The 23,132-nt window shown below is 70.2% G+C and carries 16 protein-coding genes and 2 pseudogenes; 4 read left to right on the top strand and 14 right to left on the bottom strand.

What is annotated here, in order from left to right:
• The 5 genes from ACFYW9_RS08890 to ACFYW9_RS08870 form a co-directional block, all read right to left on the bottom strand.
• Positions 1–1,269, bottom strand: a complete 1,269-nt coding sequence (locus ACFYW9_RS08890) for an acyl-CoA dehydrogenase family protein (protein ID WP_389146602.1) — start codon at positions 1,267–1,269, stop codon at positions 1–3.
• 230 nt (positions 1,270–1,499) lie between these two features.
• A complete protein-coding gene (locus tag ACFYW9_RS08885; protein ID WP_351862771.1) occupies positions 1,500–2,192 on the bottom strand; it encodes a TetR/AcrR family transcriptional regulator in 693 nt (230 codons plus the stop codon).
• 190 nt (positions 2,193–2,382) lie between these two features.
• Entirely contained in the window at positions 2,383–3,030 is a 648-nt protein-coding gene (locus ACFYW9_RS08880; protein ID WP_384233043.1) for an HAD family hydrolase, read from the bottom strand.
• Positions 3,031–3,101: 71 nt separating this feature from the next.
• Positions 3,102–4,301: an acetyl-CoA C-acyltransferase gene (locus ACFYW9_RS08875; protein ID WP_389146597.1), complete on the bottom strand. Its 1,200-nt coding sequence runs from the start codon at positions 4,299–4,301 to the stop codon at positions 3,102–3,104.
• A 1,397-nt stretch (positions 4,302–5,698) separates the two neighbouring features.
• Positions 5,699–6,811, bottom strand: a complete 1,113-nt coding sequence (locus tag ACFYW9_RS08870) for a catalase family protein (protein ID WP_351862768.1) — start codon at positions 6,809–6,811, stop codon at positions 5,699–5,701.
• Positions 6,812–7,011: 200 nt separating this feature from the next.
• Here ACFYW9_RS08870 and ACFYW9_RS08865 point away from each other — a divergent pair.
• Positions 7,012–7,231: pseudogene (locus tag ACFYW9_RS08865) on the top strand (IS701 family transposase); the annotation flags it as partial.
• Positions 7,232–9,056: 1,825 nt separating this feature from the next.
• Here ACFYW9_RS08865 and ACFYW9_RS08860 read toward each other — a convergent pair.
• Both ACFYW9_RS08860 and ACFYW9_RS08855 read right to left on the bottom strand, forming a co-directional pair.
• Complete coding sequence (locus ACFYW9_RS08860; protein ID WP_351862767.1) at positions 9,057–9,257, bottom strand: hypothetical protein; 201 nt, start codon at positions 9,255–9,257, stop codon at positions 9,057–9,059.
• A 455-nt stretch (positions 9,258–9,712) separates the two neighbouring features.
• A pseudogene (locus ACFYW9_RS08855) lies at positions 9,713–10,665 on the bottom strand (IS481 family transposase); the annotation flags it as partial.
• Between the two features lie 443 nt (positions 10,666–11,108).
• On the opposite strand from ACFYW9_RS08855, the gene ACFYW9_RS08850 reads away from it, so the two are divergent.
• On the top strand, positions 11,109–12,494 hold the full coding sequence (locus ACFYW9_RS08850; RefSeq protein WP_389146594.1) for an MFS transporter: 1,386 nt from the start codon (positions 11,109–11,111) through the stop codon (positions 12,492–12,494).
• Between the two features lie 49 nt (positions 12,495–12,543).
• Here the strand turns inward: ACFYW9_RS08850 and ACFYW9_RS08845 are convergent, their stop codons facing one another.
• From ACFYW9_RS08845 to lnt, 4 genes are all read right to left on the bottom strand, one after another.
• Entirely contained in the window at positions 12,544–14,469 is a 1,926-nt protein-coding gene (locus tag ACFYW9_RS08845) for a helix-turn-helix domain-containing protein (RefSeq protein WP_389146591.1), read from the bottom strand.
• 133 nt (positions 14,470–14,602) lie between these two features.
• On the bottom strand, positions 14,603–15,403 hold the full coding sequence (locus tag ACFYW9_RS08840; protein WP_389146588.1) for a 3-hydroxybutyrate dehydrogenase: 801 nt from the start codon (positions 15,401–15,403) through the stop codon (positions 14,603–14,605).
• Positions 15,404–15,463: 60 nt separating this feature from the next.
• Positions 15,464–15,937 (bottom strand): NUDIX domain-containing protein, encoded by a 474-nt coding sequence (locus tag ACFYW9_RS08835; RefSeq protein WP_389146585.1) that lies wholly within the window; start codon positions 15,935–15,937, stop codon positions 15,464–15,466.
• Positions 15,938–15,994: 57 nt separating this feature from the next.
• The gene (gene lnt, locus ACFYW9_RS08830; RefSeq protein ID WP_389146582.1) at positions 15,995–17,605 is read right to left on the bottom strand and encodes an apolipoprotein N-acyltransferase; all 1,611 of its coding nucleotides are present in this window, start codon (positions 17,603–17,605) and stop codon (positions 15,995–15,997) included.
• A 291-nt stretch (positions 17,606–17,896) separates the two neighbouring features.
• Here lnt and ACFYW9_RS08825 point away from each other — a divergent pair, with 291 nt between their 5' ends.
• Positions 17,897–18,892: an O-antigen ligase family protein gene (locus ACFYW9_RS08825; protein ID WP_389146763.1), complete on the top strand. Its 996-nt coding sequence runs from the start codon at positions 17,897–17,899 to the stop codon at positions 18,890–18,892.
• 53 nt (positions 18,893–18,945) lie between these two features.
• On the opposite strand, the gene ACFYW9_RS08820 is transcribed toward ACFYW9_RS08825, so the two are convergent.
• Complete coding sequence (locus ACFYW9_RS08820) at positions 18,946–19,491, bottom strand: hypothetical protein (RefSeq protein ID WP_389146579.1); 546 nt, start codon at positions 19,489–19,491, stop codon at positions 18,946–18,948.
• 136 nt (positions 19,492–19,627) lie between these two features.
• Positions 19,628–20,413 (bottom strand): glutamate racemase, encoded by a 786-nt coding sequence (locus ACFYW9_RS08815; protein WP_389146576.1) that lies wholly within the window; start codon positions 20,411–20,413, stop codon positions 19,628–19,630.
• Positions 20,414–20,471: 58 nt separating this feature from the next.
• Between ACFYW9_RS08815 and ACFYW9_RS08810 the strand changes: the two genes are divergently transcribed.
• Complete coding sequence (locus ACFYW9_RS08810; RefSeq protein ID WP_389146573.1) at positions 20,472–21,647, top strand: glycosyltransferase; 1,176 nt, start codon at positions 20,472–20,474, stop codon at positions 21,645–21,647.
• A gap of 104 nt (positions 21,648–21,751) precedes the next feature.
• On the opposite strand, the gene ACFYW9_RS08805 is transcribed toward ACFYW9_RS08810, so the two are convergent.
• Positions 21,752–23,080 (bottom strand): TerD family protein, encoded by a 1,329-nt coding sequence (locus ACFYW9_RS08805; protein WP_389146570.1) that lies wholly within the window; start codon positions 23,078–23,080, stop codon positions 21,752–21,754.
• Between the last annotated feature and the right edge of the window lie 52 nt (positions 23,081–23,132).

Below are 23,132 nucleotides of genomic sequence, written 5' to 3'. Positions count from 1 at the left end.
TCAGTTCACCCCTGCCCTGTGGCCGCCGGGGATGTCCGTGCCGCTCGCCGCCATGGTGGCCCCGTCGCGGTACCGCCGCAGTTCCTGCCTGGCGATGGCCCGCTTGTGGACCTCGTCGGGACCGTCCGCCAGCCGCAGTGTCCGCAGCTGCGCGTACATCATCGCCAACGGGAAGTCCTCGGTGACTCCGGCTGCTCCATGCACCTGGATCGCACGGTCGATGATCTTCAAAGCGATGTTCGGGGCGGCCACCTTGATGGCCGCGATCTCGGTGCGCGCTTCCTTGTTCCCGACCGTGTCCATCAGATACGCGGCCTTGAGCGTGAGCAGCCGGATCATCTCGATGTCGATGCGCGCTTCCGCGATCCAGTCCTGGATGTTGGACCGTTCGGCGACCGGACTGCCGAAGGTCACCCGCGACTGCGCGCGCCGGCACATCAGCTCCAGCGCCCGCTCGGCCGCGCCGATGGCCCGCATGCAGTGGTGGATACGACCGGGCCCGAGCCGGGCCTGGCTGATCGCGAAACCCTCGCCCTCGCCCTTGAGGAGGTCCTTGGCCGGCACCCGTACGTCGGCGAAGTCGATTTCGGCGTGCCCCTCACGGTCCTGGTAGCCGAACACCGGCAGGCCGCGCATCACCGTGATCCCGGGGGCGTCGATGGGGACGACCATCATCGACTGCTGCCGGTGCGGAGCGGCGCCGGGGTCCGTCTTCCCCATGACGATGAGCACCTTGCAGTTACGGTGCAGGGCATTGGAGGCGAACCACTTGCGGCCGTTGAGCACGTACTCGTCGCCGTCGCGCTCCATCCGCAACTCGATGTTGGTGGCGTCGGAGCTGGCGACACGCGGCTCGGTCATCGCGAAGGCCGAGGCCATCGTGCCGTCGAGCAGGGGCTTGAGGTACTTCTCCTTGTGCTCGTCGCTGCCGAACAGCGTGAGCACCTCCATGTTCCCGGTGTCGGGAGCGTTGCAGTTGCACGCCTCGGGGGCGATGTGACTGCGCCCCATGATCTCCGCCAGCGGCGCGTACTCGAGGTTCGTCAGCCCGGGGCCCCACTCCGGGTGCGGGTGAAACAGGTTCCAGAGACCGCGCCTTCGCGCCTCCGCCTTGAGTTCCTCGATGATCGGCGGGTGGAAGTGCGGGTCACCCGACGCACGCATCTGCACGTGGTACACCGCCTCAGCGGGGTAGACGTGTGCATCCATGAACTCGAGCAGATCCGCCTGGTACTTCTTGGCGCGATCCCGTATCTCGAACAGGGACATCTGAGCTCCTGACGGGTTGGCGTGCGAAGCCGGGGCACGGCCGAGAGCCGGCGTGACCATGCTCTTGTCGAACTTTATAATTGAATCTGACGTCAAGTTCAACAGTGGAGCGCGGTGACGCGCGCAGAAGACCGCCCACCTCCCGCGGAGGGGACCACAAAGGGAGCCGAGAAATAAGAAGCACCCGGCAGTACCGGGTGCGGTGGGCCAAGCGGTCCAGGTTGCCGAGGTCAGCGGTGGCCGGGGAACCGCAGGGCGTTCGCCCAGAGACGGGTGACCGTGGACACGAGCTCCTCGAAGTCCACCGGTGCACCTTCTTCTTGCCGTTCGCCGACCACGAAGGCGTTGTAGGCCAGGACGCTGACCATGCCCGACAGGGCACGGGAGGCCATCATCGGATCGACCCCGCGGTCTGCGACATCCCGCGCCTGCAGGTCGGCGATGCCGCGGGCATTGCGGCGGATGAACGCGTCAGCGCGCCGGCTCCGGAACTCGCGGAACTCCGGCTCCACTTGTGCGACCTGCTCAAGAAGGGCCATCAGCTTCGCGTTCCGCTTGTACGCCTCGAGATACGCGCGGTTGCTCGCCTCGAGTACCGCATAGGGATCGTCGGCACCCTGCACCCGGCCCATGCCGGGGTGCATCATGTCCTCCTGCGCCTCCAGGAGGACGGCGGCGAGCACCTCCTCCTTGTTGGCGAAGTAGGTGTAAAAGGATCCCGCCGCACATTGAGCTTCTCTGGTGATGTCGGTCAGGCGAGTGTCGAGGTAGCCGTCCCGTTCGAACACCTTCCGCGCGGCCTTCACCAATGCGGCCCGTGTCCGCGCTCCGCGCTTCGTCGTCGGCGGCTCGCGAAGGTTCGAGAGGGGCGCCATGGGAGGTGCGTACTCGCCGTCGATCTCCTCGGGCGCAGTGGTGTCCATTCCAGAAACGGTACTTGAATCCGACGCCATAGTCACAAACGTGAGCCTGATCCCTGGCGCCGCGCAGCGCAATGCTGTCGACAGCGACGGCGCACGGCGGCACACAGGATCGACATCGCTGATCGTGGACGGTGCCTGCCGAGGATGCGAGCAGACGGCCGTGCGGGTCTCACCCCCGCCGAATCGGCGATCAGGCGGTGATCCCGAAGCGTTCGGCGAGTTGGCGGCGAGTGTCGGCGGCGCTGGTGTGCAGTACGCCCCCGATTCCGATCCGTGCCGCTCCGTCGAGGTTCTGCTGCAGATCGTCGATCATGACCGCCTCTTCGGGGTCGATGCCCAGCCGTTCACACGCGATCGCGTAGATCCGCCGGGAGGGCTTGCGGATCCCGACCTCCGCGGAGATCACGACCGCGTCGGCGACGGCGGAGAGGTCGACGCCGTCGTAGGTTCCGGTGCCGAACGAATTGGACACGAGCGCGACGGGACGGCCGGCGGCTCGAAGATCACCGAGCAGCGCGAGCATGTCCTGGTCGATCGACATGCCCGCCTGCATCCGGGCCGTGAGCCCCTCGGCCGGTACGTCCGCGCCGTGGACGCGGAGGCGTTCGGCGAATCCCCGCTCGAAGCCCCCGGCGTCGAGACGGCCGCACTCGTGATCGGCCAGGAGGGTGCGTGATCGCTGGTCCCGGGCGAGGAGGTCGAGCGGCAGGCGCGGGTCGCCGCCCAGCGAGGCGCCGAAGGCGGTGAATGCCCGCAGCACACTGGAGGTGATGACCCCACCGAAGTCCACCAGGACCGCGGTTCGGGGTTTTGCCGCCGACTTCGACACGGTATCCACGTCTCTCCTCACGATCGACCTGCTGCCGCGCGATCCGACGGCAGCCACGTTCTCCAGCGGGGACGGGGATCTCAGACGACCTCGAACAGTCCGGCTGCACCCATTCCGCCGCCGACACACATCGAGATCACCACATACCGAACACCCCTGCGCTTCCCCTCGACGAGGGCGTGCCCCACCAGCCGGGCACCGGTCATTCCGTACGGATGACCGACCGAGATGGCGCCGCCGTCGACGTTGAACCGCTCCGGATCGATGTGCAGCTCGTCCCGGCAGTACAACGCCTGGGAGGCGAACGCCTCGTTGAGTTCCCACAGACCGATGTCGTCGATGGTGAGGTTGTGCTGCTTCAGCAGTTTCGGAATGGCGAACACCGGGCCGATGCCCATCTCGTCCGGGCCGCATCCGGCAACGGTCATACCCCGGTAGACACCGAGCGGTTCCAGTCCGCGGCGTTCGGCCTCCCTCGACTCCATCAGCACCGAGGCCGAAGCCCCGTCCGACAACTGCGAGGAGTTGCCCGCCGTCACGCTGGAACGCGCGCTCACCCGACCGTCGGGCAGCACCGGGGCCAACCCGGCCAGGCCTTCGAGCGTCGTCGACGCGCGGTTGCCCTCGTCCCGGACCAGGGTGAACTCCTCGTCCCGCACCTCCCCGGACTGCTTGTCGAGAACCTTCTTGGTGCTGGTGAGCGCGACGATCTCCCGGTCGAACCGGCCGGCCTCCTGCGCCGCCGCGGTGCGCTGCTGTGACACCAGCGCGAACTCGTCCTGACGTTCCCGGCTCACGCCGTAGCGTTCGGCGACGATCTCCGCCGTCTGCAACATCGGCATGTAGATGCTCGGCTTGTGCTCGACCAGCCAGGGATCCGTCATGCGGTGGGTGTTCATGTGGTCGTTCTGCACCAGGGAGATCGACTCGACACCGCCGCCGACAGCGACCTGCATGCCGTCCGTGACAATCTGCTTGGCGGCCGTCGCCACGGCCATCAGGCCCGACGAGCACTGCCGGTCGATCGTCATCCCCGACACGGCGTCCGGAAGTCCGGCACGGAGAGCAGCCTGACGCGCGACATTGAAACCCGAGGCCCCCTGCTGCACGGCGCAACCGAAGATCACATCCTCGACCTCGCCTCCCTCGAGCCCGGCGCGTCGCACCGCGTGGGAAAGGGCATGAGCGGCAAGCTCCTGCGCCTGGGTGTCGTTGAACGCGCCGCGGTAGGCCTTTCCGATCGGCGTCCGTGCCGTCGAAACGATCACTGCTTCCCTCATGTCGCCTCCTGTTTCCTGTTGGTCCGGTTCATCCGGTTCATCCGTGGGCTTCGAGGCCGGGATTCCGAGCGCCGCGCTCCGGGCCCGAATGCCCGCCGGGGCACCGAACGCCAACTGCCGTGCGGAGATGGCTCATCGACCGTCTCCTCGAGCGGCCTTTGGCGTGAGCCATGGCCGCAGCAGCGACAGGGAGCCGACCTTCCGATCGTTATAGTTGAATTCGGCGTCATGTTCAACAGCAGGCAGGTCTTGACAGTCACCCCTCACCTGATGGTTACCGACCAGTCGGTATGAAGAGGTGGATCGTGCCCCGCCGAGCCTCTCCACGAGGGCGAGCGTGTTGGACGCGATCGTGGCCGCGCGCCCGAAGGCCGCCCAGTGCTGCTGCACGGCTCCCCGCAGACGGGGCTGTTCCGGCAACGACAGATCGCGGCTTCGGCCGCGCGGCTACCGGATGGTGGCACCCGACCTGCACATGGCCCTCGCCTCACCGCGACGCACCACCCGGGGAATGCCGCGCATCGCGGAGGCCGAGCACGGCGTCGGGCCGGGGCGACTTGAAGGCCGACCGCCCGTCACCTTCCCGCGCTCACGGTCTCGGTCGCCGAGATGCCCACTACGCTGCGGCAGGTGGCCGGCGGGGCCGTCGCCCGCCCGGTGACCGTTGCGCCCGACCCTGCCATCGAGGCCATCGTGGCCTCGTGACCCGCGGTCTTCGACAACGCACGCGCCGCCCTCGGTCCGGAGCCCGACCCGAGCTTCCTGTCGCCCGTACAGGACTGCCTCTCAGATCACCCCGACGCAGTGCCGGGGTGGACGGATCCGGGCAGAGCGGTCGACCAGCATCGGGCCCCGGCCGGCTCCCAACCGCACGCCGCGTCGGAAGAGGGCGTGACGGTCCGCATGATCGCCGAAACCGTCGGCCGCCGCCTGAACGTCCCGGCCGTGAGCATCCCGACCGAGCGGGCAGTGGGCCGGGATGAATACGGGGACCACTGTGCAAGCAGCGTGGTCAGTTCCTCGGTGGCGGAGACCTGCCACACGCGTACTGCGCAGCGGCTGCGGGCCGATCGGTCCCCGATGCCCGAGTCCACGGGAGCGTGGTCAGCACCGGAGCTTAACCGTGCCGGCTGGGAGCGGCGGAGGGAGCTCGGGGCAGAGAGGAAGGGGATCCGGAGGCCGCTGGAGGTCACCGTTCGTCGACCTCCCCGGCCCTGAACGGCAGCCCGCCCAGGCTGGGCGGCGGGCCGGCGGACAGGTCGACGGAGCCACCCGTGCATCCGGAGCGGTCACCACCGGCGGCGGGTGACCGACGCGGGCCCCTGGGTGCCCAGCGGGCCGGTGGGCGGCGGTGCCGGGCCCACTCGACCCGCGCGGCGGCGGGCGACCGAGGCAGCTCAGCCCAGCAGCTCAGCGCTGCCGGCGGGTTCGCGCCGCTCTTGCCCGTTGATGCGGTGCCGTTCGATGGACGAGCGCCGGTACACCTCCTGCCGCACCCGCTGAATCTCGCCGATGGGCCGGTGGTCCTCGCGTGAACGCCACGGCGTGATCGACGTGGCGTCGGCGGCCGCCAGGTTGTCGTCCCCGCCGATAGCCTGGCGCGGGAGATCCACCCGGGCGACCGTCACCCAGGGGGACAGGTCCTCGGGCCACTTGACGGACGTGTTGTCCACCGGCATACGGGTCAGATCGGTGTTGAGCTGGACCTGGAGCTCGAAGGAGTGGTCTCGCTCCGCGGCCTCGGCCACCAGGGTGCGGCGGAATGCCTCATTGTCCGCGCGCACGTCCACGATCTGCTGCGTGATGGAGGCCAGGGACGCGGCGGTCGGCACGGTACGGATCTTGGCGATATGGTCGCCGTACCGGAAGGCACCCATGCTGTTGTAGCTGTACGACAGCAGGTTCCTGCGCGGGACGCCGGTGAACGACAGCATGGCGAGCAGTTCGTCCCACAGCCAGCTGTCGGGATCGGTGAGCGTCCGCCGGCGGGTCAGGAACTCCGCCATCCAGGTCTTGCGGCGGGCCGGGTCCACGAGGGCCTCGGGCAATTCGGCGAACAAATCCTCGATCACCATGTAGTCGTAGGCCGTGTTCGCGAAGAAGACATCGTTGTTGATCAGGTTGAGGTCGAAGGTGCCGCTGTCTCGTTCGTCGTCCAGCAGCGAGGGGCCGGCGACTCCGAACAGCTTGATGCCCATTCCGCAAGCCGCGCCCAGCTGGTGGTCGGGACGGTCGTGGCCCAAGCCGTTCGAGTAGCGGACGACGGCGTCGTACGCGGTCGGCCGCGCGAAGATTCCCTGCCCGTAGAAGCCAGGATTGTCACCAACCGTGACCGTGGCCTTGAGGAGGCCGTAGGTCTTGCCGTGGGCCGTGCGGACAGCGCGGCCGACGGTCTCGCGCTCGACCGAGGCGCGAGTACGACGCGCCACCTGGGCGATGACTGCTTCCATCTCCTCTTGGTAGGAAGGGCGTTCGATGGGCCGGTAGTCCTCGTAGCGAACAGGATTCATTGTGCCGCCTCCCTCTCGTGGTGTACTGCGCACAGACGCTAGTGCGCAATTTAATTGTGCACAACATAACTGTGGGCGATCACACGTTCCCAGCACCGCATCGTCGGTGCCGGCTACTCGTCGGTGCCCAGTGCGTGGGATGCGGCTCAGAGGGACGACGGACAGAAATGAACGGCTCCCACAAGCAGTCCAGTCACTACCTGGTCTGTCCGGCCAAGGTCCGCCGGCGCATCGAGCACGACTACCGCGAACTCAACGCGGCCTGGGCCCGGACCACTTCGAAAGCCGGTCCTGGCCGGCCGGCGCCACCACGTCACCCTCGTGACCGCCGCCCACGTCTTCCTCACCGAACAGCGCCTCACCCCAAAAGCACCCGGACCGGTCTCACCCTCCACCAAGTCCTCGACACCCTCCGAGACGTTCCGAGCTGCTGGACCGGTGTCTGCGCCACCTGCCACCAAGCCGCCCTGCCGGCCTGGTGTGCCGCGCGCCGAGCGGCCGCCGCACCCCCATGACCGCTGGAAGCGCGAGACCCACCTCTTCACGGCGCACTGGGGGCAACCAATCACCGTTCAGAATTGCCGATGTTCGCGTCCTCGTCGCCGGCGTCCGGGCCGGTGAGGGTGACGCCATCGCCACCGTTGATCTCCTGGCCACAGTCCCAGTGCCGCACGTCGTTGACGGCAGACGGGTGCGTGGTTGTGGCCTCTGTCGGCGTCGGCGAGCCCTCTGCCGATCAGGCGGATGCCGTGCGCGGACCAGGTGGAGGTTTCTGTGCTGGGGAGCCCTGCCAGTGTTTCGGCCACCGGCTTCCCCTTTGCTGCTCGGTGAGCCACTAACTGGTAGAAGAGGCGCTGATGCTGATGGAAGGACTGACGGAAGGACTGGTGGAGGAACTGGCGGAGGGCCTCGCGGAAGGGGTTGCCGTCTGCGAGGGCGAGCTGGGGCGGCGGCCGCTGGAGGCTCGGGGGGTCGGCTTCGCCTTCACCGGTGGCGGCGCACTGGTGGTGGCGGGAGGCCGAGAGACCGGTGACGTGCTGCGAGTCGCCGTTGGCAGAGGACGCCGAATCCCGTCACCGTTTCGATCCCGGACGCCCTTTCGGGCCGGGTGCGTGGTCACACGCTCCGGTGAAGCCTGCGAATCGGGAACGCGGACCCCGGGCTCTTCGGGGGACGGCTGTTCTGGGATCGAGGCTGCTCGTGGGGCCGTCGACTGGGGAAACACCGATGCGGTGGCCAGGCCTCCGAGAAGGGTGAAGGCGGCTGCGGCAAGAGACCGGACGGCATACTTCTTCAGCCGTGCCGGACGGTCGTACCGGTCAGCCGACAGGTCTTGCGAGGCAGTCGGCGACCCGGGAAGGGGCGACCCGGAGGAGCTCGGTCCCCTACTCGAGCGGACCTCCGGCATCGCGGCCTCGACGGTCGGAGCACCGCCTCTCCGATCGCTCAGCTGTGCCATGCCGGGGTCGTATGCCCCACACTCTGGGCAGGTAACGGCGCCGTTGAGCGTGCGGCTGCACGGGATGCAGTAGTCCATGAAGCGACCGTCCTCAGTGCTTGAGTTGACGGGAGCAAAGGTGCACCCGACCCGGGCAGCAGTCAGCGGTGGGGAGACGCCGCTTGGTTTGTTTCGGACCGCTCTTTGACATGTACGAACCTCACTTACGGTCTACAGGTGGGTCACCGGTTACTGGGGTCAACGGGGCGCATCGAATGAGCGCTCACCCGTAGGCTGAAAAGTGGGATATGTAACTCTGCTGGAAGGGACGTTGATGACCGGGACGGCGCGGCAGCTTCCGCGTACGAGCCGAACGGTTGCGGCTCGGTCCGGGCCGAGTGCTGCTCACTTCCCACGGCTCGACGTTCCCTGGGCGCGTTTTCTTCGCTCCTGCGATGTCCTGGGGCAAAGTGGTCAGGCTGAGGAGAGTCCCACGGGCAGCAGCAACCGCACTGTGCCCACAGCCGGTCGTCTCGGCGGCCGCCGAGTCTGCTCCCACCTTCGAGACCTGCCAGGCCACGGGAGGGCAACCAGAATTGAGCACTTACCGGCATGGAGGTGAGGCGCGCCAGACTGCCGGGGCCGACGCGGCGACAGCGGTCGCATCAGCGCCGGCGCTGCGGAACACCACCCTGATCACGCAGCACACGGCCAGGTTGTGAGCACCCGGGTCAGGGGGTCGGACCGCGCAGCCGCACGGCCCGGCACCTTCCGGCCATCCAGCGGTGCCGGTCGAGGGGCAATTTTTCAGGGGCAGTTGACCGCCGGATCCCCTGCGCCACGGTTACAGGTGTCGAAGCCGAGGCCGCCGTCGAGGGTGTCGTTGCCGGCATTGCCGTTGATCGTGTAGTTGCCGGCCAGTCTGGAAATGGTGTCGTTGCCGGGTCCCTTGGAGTGCGGTCGCCGGACGGTGCGACGGTGTCCCTGATGCTTTGCCGGTCTGCCCAACGGTGATGCTGTTGCCCCGCCCCACTCCGGAAGTGACGGTGATGGTGGTGCCGGTCTTGTTCACCAGCGTGGCGAGAATCCCTGCCGGCCGTGCTGCGGCGGATGCGTCCGTGAGGTACAGAGTGAAACCGCACACCGTGGCCAGAAGCGCGACGGTGCGATGGACCCTCCTTCTCAAAACCTGCCCCCGCACTGGGAAGCCGCGTTGAAGGTGGGTCGACCATGCGCACCGGTTACGAGCACGGCTTCCGGGTGATCACTCTGACCGACTGCGTCGCCGCCACCCCGTAGGAGGAGCAGGACAACGCCATCGCCTACGACTTCTCGATGTTCTCGCTGTCGATGGCCTCTGCCGACGTCATCGCCGCCCTGTAGCCCCGCGGTCGCCCGCCCCAGCGGCTTGGCCGGCCAGAGGCACTCCTTCGGCTTCGATCGCCCCGCCGTCGGCCGCCCTGGTTGTATTGCCCTGTGAGGTTGGGGACGCGGCTGGCGGGTGGTTGGCCTTTCAGCGCGGTGTGTGCCGCGGTGGTGATTGCAGGTGTGCAGCCACTGCGGGTAGGCGCCGCGTCGTTCGGTCTCCGTGCGACAGGGGCGAGCGTAGGCCCATTCGTCCAGCAGGGTGCGGTTGAAGCGCTCGACCTTCCCGTTCGTCTGCGGCCGGTAGGGGCGGGTTCGCTTGTGGGTGATCCCGGCTGCGGCGAGGGCATCGCGCCAGTCGCGTGAGCGGTAGCAGGAGCCGTTGTCGGTCAGCACCCGCTGGACGGTGATCCCGACCTGGGCGAAGAACGTCTCGGCCCGGTCCCAGAAGGCGGTTGCGGTTTCCTTCTTCTCGTCGGTGAGGATCTCGCTGTAGGCGAGGCGGGAGTGATCGTCGACGGCGTTGTGCAGGTAGCTGTAGCCCATGCCGGAGCGGGTCTTGCGGCCGGCCTGGCGGCCCAGGGTCTTGTGGCCGCCGCCGTCGGGGATGTTGCCGAGCTTCTCGATGTCCACGTGCACCAACTCGCCCGGCGCGGACCGTTCGTAGCGTCGGATCACCCGTTCGGTGGCGCGGTCGACATGAGTGAGACGGGCCGGCTTGTAGCGGGCCAGGACCCGGTGCACGGTGAACGGGTTCAATCGCAGCAGGTAGGCGATGCGGGCCGGTCCCCAGCGGCGCAGGACACGGACCTTGATGATCCGCCGCTCGGTGCGGGTCGGGGTCCGGCTCGGGCTGCGATGCGGTCTGGACGAGCGGTCGCTCATGCCCGCCGCGCCGAGCTTGCGGTAGCGGGTCCGCCCATCGCTGGGCCGTGGTCGGCGAGACCTGGAAGCGTTCGGCGGCCCTGCGCAGGGTCCAGCCGTCCTCGACCACGCAGCGGGCCAGACGCAGACGGCCGGTCTCGGTCAGAGGTGCATTACGGTGGGGCACAAGGGCCTTTCTGTCGGTGTAGACGTCGCAATCCACACCGAACCGGAAGGCCCTCACCCGTCCACAACCTCCCGAGACGGAACACCTAGCACGCAACGACTCTGAGCCGATCAACCCCAGATGCCCGAGTTCAACGGAGCATAGTCAGCACCAAGTCAGCACGGGACAGGTGAAGACGGGTGATGACATGGGCTTTTAGTCAGCACCGAACCAGCACGGGAGTCAGCACCGCACCGCCAAATCGCCCCGAACTACGCGTCCCGGACGGCGCTCTTTTCGACCACCTTCGAGCCCCCGAACCGCCCGTCCGCGAACCGGCATGGTGGCCGCACGCATAGCCACCCCTCGAACTATGTTGCCCCACCACATGTGCCCCCGAACTGCATCTTCCTACCGTGTGCCGACACGTACCCGTCCCCACCGCACACGAGGAAGTGGCGCACATGGCCTCCGCAGCATCCGCTCCCCCGACACCCGCCAACCTGAAGCGCATCGTCGCCGCCAGTCTCATCGGCACCACCATCGAGTGGTACGACTTCTTCCTCTACGGCTCGGCCGCCGCCCTGGTCTTCAACAAGCTGTTCTTCCCCGACTCCGACCCGCTGGTCGGCACGCTGCTCTCCTTCCTGACGTACGCCGTCGGATTCGCGGCCCGGCCTCTGGGCGCGCTCGTCTTCGGACACTACGGCGACCGGCTCGGCCGCAAGCGGCTGCTGGTACTGAGTCTGCTGCTGATGGGCGGGGCGACCTTCACCATCGGTCTGCTGCCCACGCACGCGACCGTCGGTGCGGCGGCCCCCGTCCTGCTCACCGCACTGCGTCTGGTGCAGGGCTTCGCGCTGGGCGGCGAATGGGGCGGTGCGGTCCTGCTGGTGTCCGAGCACGGCGACGCGAAGCGGCGGGGGTTCTGGGCGTCGTGGCCGCAGACCGGAGCTCCCGCGGGCCAGCTCCTGGCGACGGGCGTCCTGTCACTGCTCACCGCCACGCAGTCGGACGCCACCTTCCTTTCCTGGGGCTGGCGCGTCCCGTTCCTCCTCTCCGGTGTGCTGGTCGTCGTCGGTTTGTGGATTCGTCTGTCTGTCGATGAATCGCCGGTGTTCAAGGAGGCGCTGGCGCGGTCCGAGGCCCGCAAGGCGGCCGGAGCGGACGAGCCGGAGAAGCCTCCGCTGGTCTCCGTCCTGCGCCACCACTGGCGTGACGTGCTCGTCGCGATGGGCGCCCGCATGGCCGAGAACATCAGCTACTACGTGATCACCGCCTTCATCCTCGTGTACGCCACCACCTCCGCCGGCGTCTCCCGGCAGACCGCGCTCAACGCCGTTCTCATCGCCTCGGCCGTGCACTTCGCCGTCATCCCGGCCTGGGGCGCCCTCTCCGACCGCATCGGCCGCCGCCCCGTCTATCTGCTCGGCGCCGCGGGTGTCGGCCTCTGGATGTTCCCGTTCTTCTCCCTCATCGACACCGGCGGCTTCGCGAACCTGATCCTCGCCGTCACCGTCGGCCTGGTCCTCCACGGCGCCATGTACGCGCCCCAGGCCGCGTTCTTCTCCGAGATGTTCGCGACCCGGATGCGCTACTCCGGTGCCTCCATCGGGGCTCAGTTCGCCTCCGTGGCGGCGGGCGCGCCCGCACCTCTCATCGCGACGGCCCTGCTCTCCTCGTACGACAGTTCCGCTCCCGTCTCCCTGTATGTGATCGGGGCGGTTCTGCTGACCCTGATCGCCGTGGGCTTCGCGAAGGAGACCCGCGACCGCGACCTGTCCGCCGTCGAGGACGTGACCGGCGATCAGCCGGCCCCGGTCGCGCCGGCGGACGCCCGTACGGTCTGACCGCTCGCCCGCGCTCCCCGATCCCCGTACGCGATGACGTGTGCGGGGATCAGCGCGGTCCGTGCGACGACAACCGGTGCAGTCGCAGAGCGAGCTGGATCTCCAATATGCGGGCCGGGCTCTGCCAGTCCTCCCCGAGCAGGCGCCCCACCCGCTCCAGCCGCTGCGCCACGGTGTTCACATGCACATGCAGAGCGTCCTTCGTGCGTGCCGGGCTCATACCGCTGGCGAAGTAGGCATCGAGGGTGCGCAGCAGGTCGGTACCGCGCCGTTCGTCGTAGTCGACCACTCCGCCGATCGTCCGGCCGACGAACCCGGAGATGTCCCGGTCCCCGGCGAGCAGCAGTCCGAGAAAGCCGAAGTCCTCGGCGGCCGCCCCGTCGCCGGCCCGGCCGAGCAGACGCAGCGCCTCCAGGCAGCGCTGCCCCTCGGTGTAAGCCGCGGCCACCGCTTCGGGGTACGTCGCGAGCCGGTCCAGGGGTGCGGAGGCACCCACGGTCACCGCCTCCTGAACGGCGGTGCCCAGCTCCTTGGCGGTGCGGCGGGCCAGAGTCGTCGCCGTGTCGCCCGGCCCGAGCGGGAGCAGCAGGACGGTGCCGCCGTCGCGGGCGGCGGCCAGTCCATGGCGGGTGGCGGCGAGATGGGACGCGGCCGACCACAGCCGTCTGCGCGCACCCGCCTCCTGGCCGGCGTCGGCGGCCACGACGTCGAGCCGGGCCGCCAGCACGACATGGGGACCGTCCAGATCGGCGTGCAGTCGCGCCGCCCGCTCCCGCAGCAGCCCCGGATCGCGGTCCCGGGTGTCCAGCAGGTCGTCCAGCAGCTCGCCGCGCACCCGCTGTTCGGCCTCGGAGGCCGAGCGTCTGGCGAGCAGGAGCAGTGACGTGACCATCGCGGCGCGCTCCAGGGTGCGCTGGTCGACGGGGTCGAGGCCAGGGTGCCCGCGCAGCACGAGCGCGCCGAGCAGTTCGCCTCCCGCCGCCACCGCGGCGACCCAGTCGTCGCCGTGCCGTACGGCGTGGCCGTCGGCGCGGGCCGCTTCCACCGCCATGGACGGTGTGCCGCCCGGCTCGGTGAACTCGACCGTGCCGTCCAGGACTTCGGACACCGCGGCGGCGACGTCGTGGACTCCCCCACCGCGCAGCACGAGTTCGGCCAGCCGGTCGTGCACGTCCGAGGCGCGTTCGATCACCGCGCTGCGGTCCCGGATGATCTCGTTGGCCCGGCCGAGGCGTTCCAGGGCGGAGCGTGTCTCCGTGAGCGCGTTCGCCGAGTCGATGGCCGCCGCGGCCAGGGCCGCGAAGGAGCCGAGCAGGGCGATCTGTTCCCGGTCGAAGACCCGTGCCCTGCGGTCCGCCGCGAACAGCACGCCGATGACCTGGGGCCCGATCATCAGCGGCACCCCGAGGATCGCGACGAGCCCCTCGTCCTGTACGCCCGCGTCGATGGTCCGGGTGTGCTGGAAACGATCGTCCTTGAAGTAGTCGTCGGTGACGTACGGGCGGGCGGTCTGTGCGACGAGTCCGCCGAGGCCCTCTCCCATGCCGAGCCGCAGCTGCTGGAAGCGCGCGGCGACCGAGCCCTCGGTGACCCGCATGTAGGTGTCGCCCCTGGCCGCGTCGTTCAGGCTGAGATACGCGATGTCCGTGCCCAGCAGCGACCGGGCCCGCTGCACGATCGCCCGCAGTACGGCGTCGAGGTCACGCAGGCCCGCGAGGTCGTGCGCGGTCTCGAAGAGCGCTGAGAGTTCGGCCTCGCGGCGGCGCCGTCCCTCTATCTCCGTGCGCACGCGCAGAGCGAGCAGTTTGGCCTGTTCGAGCGCGGCGACGCGCCCGTCGGGCAGACCCTCGGCGCGGGCGAGCAGCACGGGCTGCTCATAGGCGTCGGCGGTCGCTCCCCGGGCCAGGAGTTCCAGGAACGGCGCTTCCGCGCTGTCGGCGGAGCGCTCGGCTGATGACAGGTGATCGCGAGACATGGCAACAGGATCGCGCAGATGCGGGTCGGCGCCCCGGCCCTGTGGACAACTATCCGCAGGGCAACGCCTCGGCCCTGTGGACAACTCGTCCCCAGCGCGGGTGCGGCACGGTTCGGGCGGGGCCGGCCCGGGCTCAGTGCGCGGTCCAGCCCCCGTCCAGCGCCAGCGACGTTCCGGTCATGAAAGCCGCCTGCGGACCGCAGAGATAGGCCACCGCCTCAGCCACCTCCTCCGGCTCGATGAGCCGCTTGACCGCGCTGTCCCGCAACAGGACCTCGGTCAGGACGCGCTCTCGCGGGATGCCGTGCGTACGCGCCTGATCCGCCAGTTGTTTCTCGACGAGTGCGGTGCGCACATATGCGGGGTTCACACAGTTCGAGGTGACTCCGTGGGGGGCGCCTTCGAGGGCCGCGGTCTTCGAGAGCCCCTCGAGTCCGTGCTTCGCGGCGACGTACGCCGATTTGAACGCCGAGGCGCGCAGTCCGTGGACCGAGGAGACGTTGACGATGCGGCCCCAGCCCTGCCCGTACATGTGAGGCAGTGACCCGCGGATGAGCCGGAACGGCGCCTCCAGCATGACGGTCAGTACCGTGTGGAACACGTCGGGCGGGAATTCCTCGATGGGGCGGACCATTTGCAGACCGGCGTTGTTCACGAGGACATCGGTGCCGGCCGCGGCCTGCTCCGCCGCGTCGAGGTCGGTGAGGTCGAGGACGTGCGGCTCGATCGTGCCGGCCAGGCGGTGGGTCCGCCCGGCCAGGGTTTCCAGGCCTTCGGCGTCCCGGTCGACCGCTCTCACCTTGGCTCCGGCGGCGGCGAGCCGCAGCGCGCAGGCGCGGCCGATGCCGCTCGCGGCGCCGGTGACGAGGGCGGTGCGGCCACCGAGGTCGAGTGCGAAGGCGTGGGGGCCCGGGAGGGCGCTGGGCGCGGTCATGCCTCGACCCTAGGCAGCGCCCCGGCCCCCACCCATGTGGTCAGCACACACACTTCACCCTCAGGTCATGGACTCGAACCATGTGGGTTCGTCAAGCAGCGCCTGCTTGATCCGGATGAGGGCGTCGTCCTGCAGCTTCGGCAGGGCGTCCACCGCGAACCAGCCCACCTGGAGCGACTCGTCGTCGTTGACGCGGGCTTCCCCGCCGATGGCGCGGCACCGGAAGGTGGTGTCCATGAACTGGCAGACGTCGCCGTTGGTGTAGGTCACCCGCTCCCCGGCCGCGACCATGACGACGCGCTCGACCTCGACGCGCACCGCCGTCTCCTCGTACACCTCGCGCACCGCGCAGACCGCGGGCTGCTCCCCCGGCTCCGGAATGCCGGAGATGAGCGCCCACCTGTGGTTGTCGGAACGCTGGCCGAGCAGAACACGGCCTTCGTCGTCGAAGACCACGGTGGTGACCCCGGGGAGCCAGAGGAGCTGGTGGCCCGCGAAGGCCCGGATCTCGCGGATGAAGTCGGGAGTAGGCATGTCCCCGACCCTATCCGCGCGATTTCGCCCGCTTCCGCGCGGGCACGGGGACCCGCTCTAAAGGGTGTTCCGCCGCGATCGGACCACCGTCGTGGCGGCCCAGCCGAGGCCGCCCGCCGCGACGAGCACCAGGACCAGTTCCGGGACGATGCCGAGCTTCGTGGCGGGGGTCTCGGAGGAACGCAGCGGAACCTTCTGGACCAGCGAGTCGGCGACGAACATGCCGGTCCTCTGGGTGATCTTCCCGTCGGGCATGATCACGGCGCTGACACCGCTCGTCACGGGCACCGTGACGGTACGGCTGTGCTCGACGGCGCGGATGCGGGACATGGCGAGCTGCTGGTAGGTCATCTCGCTGCGGTCGAAGGTCGCGTTGTTGCTGGGCACCGAGATGATCTGCGCGCCGTCGGTGACGGTGCTGCGCACGGCCCAGTCGAACGCCGCCTCGTAACAGGTGACGAGTCCGATACCGGTGCCGTCCATCTTGAACACACCCGGCTCGGTGCCGCGGCTGAAGTCCTGGCGGACCATGCTCGTCCAGTCCTTGTTGATGGCCCCGAGCAGCGGACGCAGCGGAAGGTACTCGCCGAACGGCTGGACCTGCCGCTTGTCGTACGTGTCCACCGGACCCTTGTCCGGGTCCCACAGGATCTGCTCGTTGTAGAGCTTGCCGCTCCGCTCGACGACCGCGCCGACGGAGACGGGGGCGCCGATCGCCTTGGCCGCCTGGTCGATCACGTAGCGGGCGTCCGCGTTGGCGAACGGGTCGATGTCGGAGGAGTTCTCCGGCCACAGCACCAGGTCGGGCCTGGGCTTCTTGCCCGCCTTGACCTCGGCGGCCAGGCGTTCGGTCTCCCGCACGTGGTGGTCGAGGACGGCGCGCCGCTGTGCGTTGAAGTCGAGTCCCGCGCGCGGGACGTTGCCCTGGATGACCGCGACCGTCGCGGTGCCGTCCTCGGCCTTGTCGCTGACGAGCATCCGCGCGGCGAGCGCTCCGACGACGGGAACGGCGACGGCGAGCAGCGCCACCACGGCCGCGCCTCGGCGCAGAACGCCGGTGTCGCGCCGTTCGACGGCGAGACGGACGATCTCGTACAGCCCGAAGCCGCACAGGACGACGGCGAAGCCGAGCACCGGAGTGCCACCGACCGCGGCGAGCGGCAGGAACACGCCGTCGGCCTGGCCGAACGCGATCTTCCCCCAGGGGAAGCCGCCGAAGGGCGCACGCGCGCGTGCCGCCTCCCCGGCGATCCACAGGGCCGCCGCCCACAGCGGCCATCCGGGCAGCCGGGAGACGAAGGTGATCCCCGCGCCGACCAGTGCGACGTAGACCGCCTCCACGGCGACGAGCGCGAGCCAGGGACCGGAGCCGACCTCGACGCCGGTCCAGACCAGCAGCGGCAGCAGGAATCCGAGGCCGAACAGGTAGCCGAGGCCGAGTCCGGCCTTCCAGGAGCGACCGCGCAGGATCCAGCCGAAGACCGCGAAGGCCGGCAGGGCGAGCCACCACAGGGTCCGTGGCGGGAAGCTGACGTACAGCAGCACTCCGGAGAGCGCCGCGGCGGCGGCCGGGACGAGGCGACGCACCAGGGCTGACCCGCGCGGGGCGGGCACGGCCTGGGGTTCGAGCTGTTCCGGCTCGTCTACGGTGGTTGCGGTGGCGGTCACTCGGGGAGTGTACGGCGCCTGACCAGGGCGCGGACAGCTCGGCCCGCGCGGTCCCACCCCTCGCCGGGTCGCCCCGCACGGACCTGCCGCAACGTTCCTGCACAACCGGTCCCCAAACCGGCGCATCACCCGTTACGGTGTGGCCGAGCCTCTGACGTGCGGCCTGATGCGGTGACGGCGCCCGGGGCCGGGCAGAGTCGGGGGGCGACGGGAGTGGGTTCCGGGGGGACGACGTCCACGGCCGAAGCGGTGGCCACGGGCGAAAGACGCAACGCTTCGGACGTCGCCGGCATGATCGTGCTCGCGGCCTGCGCCGCCTGGTCGCTGATCACGGCGGCGGCTCACGAGGGCCGGCCCGAGGGCATGCTCCTCGCGGTGCTCGCCGTGGCGGCGGGCTATGCCGCGGGACGGATCTCCGGGGCGCTCCTGCCGGTGGCGGCCCCCGGTGCCGCGGCGGCGGCCGGACTCGGCCTCGCGATCGCCACGCCCGGCCCGCAGATCAGCCTCCAGCTCGGCCACACCGGTGCCACGGCCGCGCTGCTCACCCTCTCCTGCGGTGCCGCGTGCTGCGCGGCCTGGGCCGCGCGCCCGCCCGCCCTGCGGCTCGCGCTGCGTCTGTCGGCCGCCGGGACCGCGGTGACGGCGGCACTCCTCGGTTCCACCACCGCGGTCGTCATGTGCACCGGGGTCCTGCTGTGTTCGCTGGCCACCGCCCGGGTACGCCGCCGGGCCCTCGGCCTGACGGGGTTCGCGGCCGCCGCGGCCCTGGTGACCGGGGCGACCTGGGCGATCGGCGAGGACGCGCTGCCGGGCGGACTGACCGCCTCCCTGGAGGGCCAGCTCACCGAGCACCGCGTCCTGCTGTGGCACGACGCCCTGCGCATGGCCCGTGCCGATCCCGAGCTGGGGGTCGGGCCCGGCCGCTACGGAGAGCTCAGCCCCACGGTGGCCCAGTCCCTGCTGCCCGACGGCAAACCCCACTCCGCACCCCTCCAGCAGGCCGCCGAACAGGGTCTTACCGGAGTGGTCCTGCTCGCGGTGGCGTTCTGCTGGGTCCTGTACGCGCTTCTGCGTTCGCCGCGCACCACGCCGATCGCGCTGACGGCGGGCGCGGCCCTGACGGCGGTGGCCGCGATCGCGTCGATCGGCAACGCCCTGAGCTTCATGACGGTGACCGCGGGTGCGGGACTGCTGGCCGGGTTCGCGACCGCACGGCCGCTCACCCCCGGGGAGCCGGACACCGTCCGTGTCCCGGCCCGGCACCCCGGCGGTCACCTCGGTACGTGAACGGCATCCCGGCGGTCGCCTCGGTACGTGAGCGACGGCAGGGCCGCCGTCCGTCAGCGCGGGGCGCGGGTCGGGTCCGGGCGCAGACGGCCGCGGATGATCCGGACGGCCGCCTCGGCGTTGTCCACGGTGATCGTGAACGTATGGCCGTCGCCCAGGCGCAGCACCACGCCCTCGCCCCGCCGGACGACGACGGCGGTTCCCTGCTCGGGCCGCCAGCGATACCCCCAGCCGCCCCACTGACGCGGGGTGACCTGGGGTGCGAAGTCGGCGCCGACGACCGTGGAGAGCGGGATGCGACGGCGCGGCAGCCCCATGTGGCCGCAGCGCACCTCCAGACAGTCCTCGTCCACCCGCACGGCGACGTGCACGAAGGCGAGCGTGCCGAAGAGGATGAGCAGTCCGGCGGCGATGCATCCGACGACGGACATGACCAGCGGTGCGGCTCCCGACGTCCAGCCGGACGTCACGGCCAGCTCGATCCCGAGAGCCAGACAGGCCACGCCGCCCAGGGCGGGCAGCCACTGGACGCGGTTCCTCGCACGCCCGGTCCAGATCGCCGGGTGCGGGGAGGTTTCGCCGTGGGGGTGGTCCCTCATGCCCATGAGACTACTCAGATTCCGCTGCGCGGGCACCGGGTCGCGGAGCGTCACTCCGCCGGGTGGGCGAGAATCCCACCGAGGGTGTCCCCTCGGTCGCCTGACGTGCCCGTGGAGCGGATGCGAGCCCCGTCGCTCAGCGTGCGGAGCCGACCGCAGACAGGATGCGGCCTTCCTCGTAGGTGAGCGCCGTGGCGGGCAGCGCCCCCTCGCGTCCGCCCAGAAGCACCGTGACCGTGGAGTCGGCGGGGGCTCCGGGGTCCGGAAGCTCGCCGATCCGGCGCAGTGCCTGGGCGGCGACCGCTTCGGCGGAACCGTGCAGGACGAGCGGCGGGCGGCCGGGACGCTGCACGGCGGCGCGGATGCGCTCGGCGACGAGCTCGTAGTGGGTGCATCCCAGGACGACGGCCGTGACGTCCTCGGGAGTGTGCGCGGCGGCGGCCTCGATCGCCGCGTCGATGGCCGCCTGATCGGCGTACTCGACGGCGTCCGCGAGCCCGGGACAGGCCACCTCGGTGACCGCCACTCCGTCGGCGAACTCCTTGATCAGGCCCCGCTGGTACGGGCTGCCCGTGGTGGCCGGCGTGGCCCAGATCGCGACGGGTCCGCCGCCCGCGGCGGCCGGCTTGATGGCCGGGACGGTGCCGATGACGGGCACCTCCGGCTCGAGACGGGCGCGCAGGGCCGGCAGGGAACGTACGGAAGCGGTGTTGCAGGCGACGATCAGGGCGTCGGGCCGGTGCAGCGCGGCGGCCTCGGCCACGGCGAGGGCAAGCGCGGTGACGCCTTCCGGCGTGCGGGGTCCCCAGGGCATGCTGCCGGGGTCGGAGGAGAGGACGAGATCGGCGTCGGGCCGCAGTCGACGCACCGCGGCGGCAGCAGCGAGCAGTCCGATTCCGGAGTCCATGAGCGCGATCTTCACCCGGTCACCATAGACGATCCGTCTTTACGGGCGACCTCGGTGGGGCAGACTGCGGCGGGTGAGCGCCCTCGTGTGGATCGCCGTCGGATCACTGGCAGCGTGGCTGTGGCTGCTGCTCTGCCAGGGCTTCTTCTGGCGTACGGACGTACGACTGCCCGTCTGCCGTGAGCCGTCGGACTGGCCTGTCGTCTGCGTCGTGGTACCGGCCCGGGACGAGGCCGCCGTCCTGCCCGAGAGCCTTCCCTCGCTCCTGGCCCAGGACTATCCGGGGCGGGCCGAGATCTTCCTCGTCGACGACGGCAGTTCGGACGGCACGGGTGAGCTGGCCCGCGAACTGGCGCGCCGACACGGCGGGCTGCCGCTCACCGTCGGCTCACCGGGAGAACCTCCGGCGGGCTGGACGGGCAAGCTCTGGGCCGTACGCCACGGCATCGGCCTCGCCCGCGCGCGGGAACCCGAATTCCTCCTGCTGACCGACGCGGACATCGCGCACACCCCGGACAGCCTGCGGCTCCTGGTGGCGGCGGCCCGCACAGGCGGCTTCGATCTCGTCTCGCAGATGGCACGGCTGCGGGTGGAGAGCCTCTGGGAACGGCTCGTCGTGCCCGCCTTCGTCTACTTCTTCGCGCAGCTCTACCCGTTCCGCCGGATCGCCGTGGAGGGCTCACGAACGGCGGCCGCGGCGGGCGGATGCGTCCTGCTGCGCGCGGACACCGCCGAGCGGGCGCGGATCCCGGACGCGATCCGGGACGCCGTCATCGACGACGTGGCGCTCGCCCGCGCCGTCAAGCGGGGTGGCGGCCGCATCTGGCTGGGGCTGGCCGAGCGGGTGGACAGCGTGCGTCCCTATCCGCGACTGCGGGACCTGTGGCGCATGGTCTCGCGCAGCGCGTACGCGCAACTGCGGCACAGTCCGGCGCTGCTCGCCGGGACGGTCGCCGGGCTCGCCCTGGTGTACCTGGCGCCGCCGGTCGCCCTCGTGGCGGGCCTGGCCGCGGGAAGCGCGTGGGCGGCCTCCGCCGGGGGGCTGGCCTGGCTGGTGATGACGGCGACCTATGTACCGATGCTCCGCTACTACCGGCAGCCCTTGGCGCTCGCTCCCCTGCTGCCGGTCACCGCGTTCCTCTATCTCCTGATGACGGTCGACTCCGCGGTGCAGCACTACAGGGGACGCGGCGCGGCCTGGAAGGGCCGCACCTACGCACGTCCCGGCACCGCCCTCGACGAGAGCTGAGAGACGGAGCGTGCGGGTGGCCGTTGCTTCCGTTTCGGTCTCCCGCCGGGCGGGGGGAACACCTCCCGCCCGGCGTACACGTCATCTCCTGCCGGGCGGACGGGTCATTTCCTGCCGGGCGTCCAGTTCATGCCCCAGCCGTAGACCTGGTCGACGGTGCGCTGCGGACTCACCCCGCGCGCGGGGATCAGGTACCGGGCCTCGCGCTGGACGAGCAGGTCGGCGCCGTTGCCGGTGATGAGGGCGAGCGCGCAGACCGTGGAGGGCACCGTGCACTCGTCCAGCGAGAAGTCGATGGGCGCTCCGTTCTGCGGCTGCAGGGTGACCGTGGCATGCAGATCGGCGAAGGAACGCGCGCCTTCGTAGATGGTCACGAAGATGAGGATGCGCCGGAAACTCTGCTTGTGATCGAGGTTGATGGTGAGGTTCTCTCCACTGGCCACGGCCCCGGTGCGGTCGTCCCCGTCGAGATGGATGAACGGCGGCTGGTGCAGTGCCCCGAAGGCGTTGCCGAGTGCCTGTACGACTCCCTTGCGGCCGTCGGACAGTTCGTACAGCGCGCACAGGTCGAGGTCGAGGTCCGCGTGCATGGCGACGGCCCGGCCGCGTTTGCTGCCCCACCCCGAGAACTGCTTGCGCACTTCCCAGTTGAGGTTCACACGCATGGAACCGGTCGTACCCCCCTGTTTGGAGAGTGAGACGGAGGGCGCCTCCTTGGTCAGCGTCACCTTGGAGAGACGGACGGGCGCCGGAGGGGCCGCGGGCGGCTGCGGGGCTATGGGGGGCGGCACGGTGACCGGCGGGGCGACCGGCGGGGGCACGGTGACCGGCGGCGCCACGGGGGGCGGGGGCCCCTGCACAAGGGTGGCGGGCCCCTGCGGCGCGGCGGCGGGCGGCGCCGCCCGCTGCGGCTCGTCCACGGTGATCCCGTAGTCGGTGGCCAGCCCTTCGAGGCCGCTTCCGTAGCCCTGGCCGACGGCACGGAACTTCCAGGCGCCCTGGCGCCGGTAGAACTCGCCCAGCACGAAGGCGGTCTCCACGGTCGCGTCGGTGCTGTCGAAGCGGGCGATCTCGGTGCCCTGCGGTGCGTCGAGCACCCGGACGGACAGGCCGGGAACGCGTCCGAAGGAGCCGCCGTCCGCGGACGCGGCCAGGACCACCGTCTCGACGACGGGTTCCACGCGCGCGAGGTCGACGAGCAGCGCGTCGGTCACCTGGCCGCCGTCGTTCCGCTTGCCCTCGTGGCGCACGGCGCCGGAGGAGTGCGCCGGCTGGTTGTAGAAGACGAAGTCGCCGTCCGAACGAACCTTTCCGGCCACCAGCAGAAGGGCGGACGCATCGACGTCGGGCACCCCTTGTCCTGAACGCCACCCCAATTCCACCCTGAGTGCGCTCGTCGGGACAGGAACATTAGATCCCTTAGGCATTGACATGTACGCCCCCATCACGTGTCTCCGCGCCGGTGCGAGTCCCGAACGGACCGCC

The sequence above is a fragment of the Streptomyces sp. NPDC002698 genome, from assembly GCF_042888945.1.
In the GTDB taxonomy this organism is placed as follows: Bacteria; Actinomycetota; Actinomycetes; order Streptomycetales; family Streptomycetaceae; genus Streptomyces.
The sequence above is the reverse complement of the archived record's forward strand: the minus strand, read 5'-3'. Positions and strand labels throughout refer to the sequence as shown.